The organism is Gemmatimonadota bacterium (genome assembly GCA_026706345.1).
GTDB lineage: Bacteria > JAAXHH01 > JAAXHH01 > JAAXHH01 > JAAXHH01 > JAAXHH01.
This window is the reverse complement of sequence record JAPOYX010000191.1, coordinates 1-3,011: the sequence shown is the minus strand read 5'-3', so window position 1 is coordinate 3,011 and position 3,011 is coordinate 1. Positions and strand designations below refer to the sequence as shown.

Annotated in this window: 2 protein-coding genes; one reads left to right on the top strand and one right to left on the bottom strand. The window is 62.1% G+C overall.

Annotated elements, in window-relative coordinates:
* Nucleotides 1–58 precede the first annotated feature (58 nt).
* Nucleotides 59–2,260, bottom strand: coding sequence for a TonB-dependent receptor (locus OXG98_13070; GenBank protein ID MCY3772934.1), 2,202 nt, complete (start codon nt 2,258–2,260; stop codon nt 59–61).
* A 170-nt stretch (nt 2,261–2,430) separates the two neighbouring features.
* On the opposite strand from OXG98_13070, the gene OXG98_13065 reads away from it, so the two are divergent.
* A complete protein-coding gene (locus OXG98_13065; protein MCY3772933.1) occupies nt 2,431–2,826 on the top strand; it encodes a VOC family protein in 396 nt (131 codons plus the stop codon).
* Nucleotides 2,827–3,011: the final 185 nt, after the last annotated feature.

Here is a 3,011-nt window from a genome sequence, read left to right as displayed (position 1 = left end):
TGCTGGCCCTTTGGGTTGTGGTTGGCCGGGCCGCGACCGCAGCCGGACCACACGGCCATTAAAAGAAGTAGCTCAGGCTCGCCGTGACCAGGCGCGGCTGGCCCAGCGTGCCGATGATGAGGCAGTCGGTACCGTCGGGATAGACGCATACACCGTCCGCGTCGAGCCCGTAGAAGTTCGGGAAGCTCTGCACATCGGTGTAGTAGTCCTTGGCGGTGAGGTTCTCGGCGTTTACCGTGAACTCCCAGTTCTCCCCGGCAACGCCGATCTGGGCGTTGACAACCGTATAGCTGGGATTACGCAACGGATGGAAGGCCTGTACGGTGTCGGATGCGCCGTTCTTGCTGACCTGCACGCCGAAAATGAAGTCCATGCCTGCATTGATGGGCTGACGGTAGTCGGCGTTCACATTCCAACTGAACTCGGGCACGTTCGGCGGCTTCTCGCCCTCGAAATCTATGCCGTACGCAAGCGTTTCCCCTGTCCATTCGGCATCGATGGCGCCGGCGGCGAACGACAGGGTCAGAGCCTCGCTCACCTGTACGCTGAGGTCAGCCTCGAAACCGATCTGCCGCGAATCGCCGAAGTTGCCGATGCCCTCGACCGGCCCAACCGGCGTTTCGATATGGTATTCGACCTGCCGCTTGTTGTAGTCAATATAGAATCCGGCGATGGATGCGCTGGCCCGCCCGTCGGCGAAACGGCCCTTCCAGCCGACCTCGTAGCTGGCGGCCTTCTCGGCACTGAACGGCAGCAGCCCGAAGTCACCGATGTTCAGCCCGCCCGGCTCGTAGCCGAACGCAACGGTGGCGTAAATCATGTGGTCGTCGTTCAGCCACCGGCTAACAGACCCGCGCGGCAGGACTTCCGTTTCCTCGAGGCCGCCTGCGAGGGGAATGGCATAGTTCAGGCTCTTGTTCTTCCACCGGTCGACCCGGATACCGACGGCGACCTCCCACTCCTCGAACTCGTAGGTAACGTTTGCGAAACCGGCCAGGTGGCTCTTGTCGCGCCGCCGGTACTCGAAGGGTATGTTGAGCGTCTCGAGTTCTTGCTCGTGCGGGACCACGACGTTGGCGTAGTCGGCAAAAAACGTGCCCCAGAGGATAAGCTCGGAATCCATGTTCTCGTCGTACAGCGAGTAGTAGGCGCCGGCAATCCATTGAAAGGGCGAATCGTTGGTGGACGTAAGGCGTATCTCCTGGGTGAGCACGTTCATCTTTTCCGGCCTGTTCAGGTCGACCAGATACTCCGGACTACCGTCGACGTCGCTGTAGCGCGTGCTGTGGGTATCCGTGAAGGAGGACACCGAAACGATGTCGAAGTTGTCCAGTTCCCACGTCAGTTCCACCATGCCCGCATAGGTGCGGCGCTCATGGCGTGGGTTGGTCGGCCCGGTATTGACGGTAGTCGGATAGCGGAACGGACCCATGCCCAATTCCCGGTTCCAGGTATTGTTGGGGCCGTCGTACTCGTTCCAGCGTGCGGTAACCAGCATCGAAAACCGCTCTGCCAGCGGCCCGCCGATCATGACGCGCGCGCCATAGGCCTCGGTTTCGCCCGAATTCTTCTTGTTGTTGTCGCGAAGGCCGTTGAGCCGCACGGCGTTCCGGTTCTTGATGAAGCCGTCGTGGCTGGAACCGAAGCCGAACAGGCGCATGGCCCAGCCGGTGTCGCCGAGCGGCGCGTTCACGCTGGCTTCCGCATCGATCATGCCCTGCTGGCCGCCGAGCACCTTGACCCGGCCGAAGGCTTCTTCCGGGTCGGGCCGGGCGCTGACGAACTTCACGGCGCCGCCGATGTTGCTGCCGCCGTACAGCACGCCCTGGGGCCCTTTCAGTACCTCGATACGGGCGAGGTCCCCGAAGCGCGAGGAGGCATCGGAGAAGAGCTGCACGTCATCGAGGTAGAAACCCACGCCCTGGGTGTTGCCGAAGGCGCCGAGCCCCCGGATGGACACGTTGGGGAACCCGTCGAGACGCATCGCCAGATTCAGGTTGGGCACCTTGAATCCGATGTCCTTCAGAGCCTTGATGTTCTGCCGGTTGATGTCGCCGCCGGCGATCACGGACAGCGATTCGGGAATCTCCAATACGGATTCTTCCCGCTTGCGGGCGGTGACGAGCACTTCTTCGACGTAGCCCTCGTCCGCCTGGGCTTGTGCGCGTGCCTCCGGTATTGCGAGGGACGCGAAGGATACCGCCAACAGCGCGCCGAAGGCCGGCGCTGAAACGGATTGCAGTAACCTTGAATAGGTCATTAGCTAGTCTCCCCTTTCCAGACTGGTCAGCCCCAATGATCGAAGAAAATCGCTCCGGAGGCAAGGGGCTATGAATTGCGGCGGCGCGGGTGCCCAACGCCGGCGTGCCGTTTGCGCGGCCGCCCCGACGGGCCGATAATCGTGCCAGGATTCCAATGGGAGGACATTCCGTGGCAAAAGCGATACACACCATGATCCGCGTGCTGGACCTGGACAAGTCGATGGACTTTTACAAGCGCGCATTCGGCCTCGACCTGGCCCAGCGCTTCGACTTCGACGATTTCACCCTCGCCTACCTGCGCAACGACGAGAGCGAGTTCGAGATCGAACTCACCTGGAACCACGGCCAGGAGGAGCCCTACACCCACGGCAGCGGCTACGGCCACGTGGCGCTGTCCGTCGACGACTGCGAAGCGGAACACGGCCGCCTGGTGGCAGAAGGGCTGGCCCCCAATCCGGTCAAGCAGATGGCGCACGACGGGCAGAAACTGGCCAGGTTCTTCTTCGTCGAGGATCCGGACGGCTACAAGATCGAAGTGGTCGAGCGCCAGGGGCGTTACGTTTAGTAGCTTCAACTCAGAGGCGCAGACCGGCTAGATCAGAGGAGCAGACCGGCTAGAAAGGCTGGTCTATCGCTGGGAGAGAGTGGGTGTGCGGTGCGTGCATCCGGCACCTTTAAAGCACCCCTGCGCCCTTGAATTCCACGACAACGCGTCCGCTTGGCGTGCCGGATGCCCGTACCGCATACCTG

What these genes read in the sequence shown, in the direction of transcription:
- OXG98_13070 (MCY3772934.1), bottom strand. Translation starts at nt 2,260, where the DNA reads ATGACCTATTCAAGGTTACTGCAATCCGTTTCAGCGCCGGCCTTCGGC.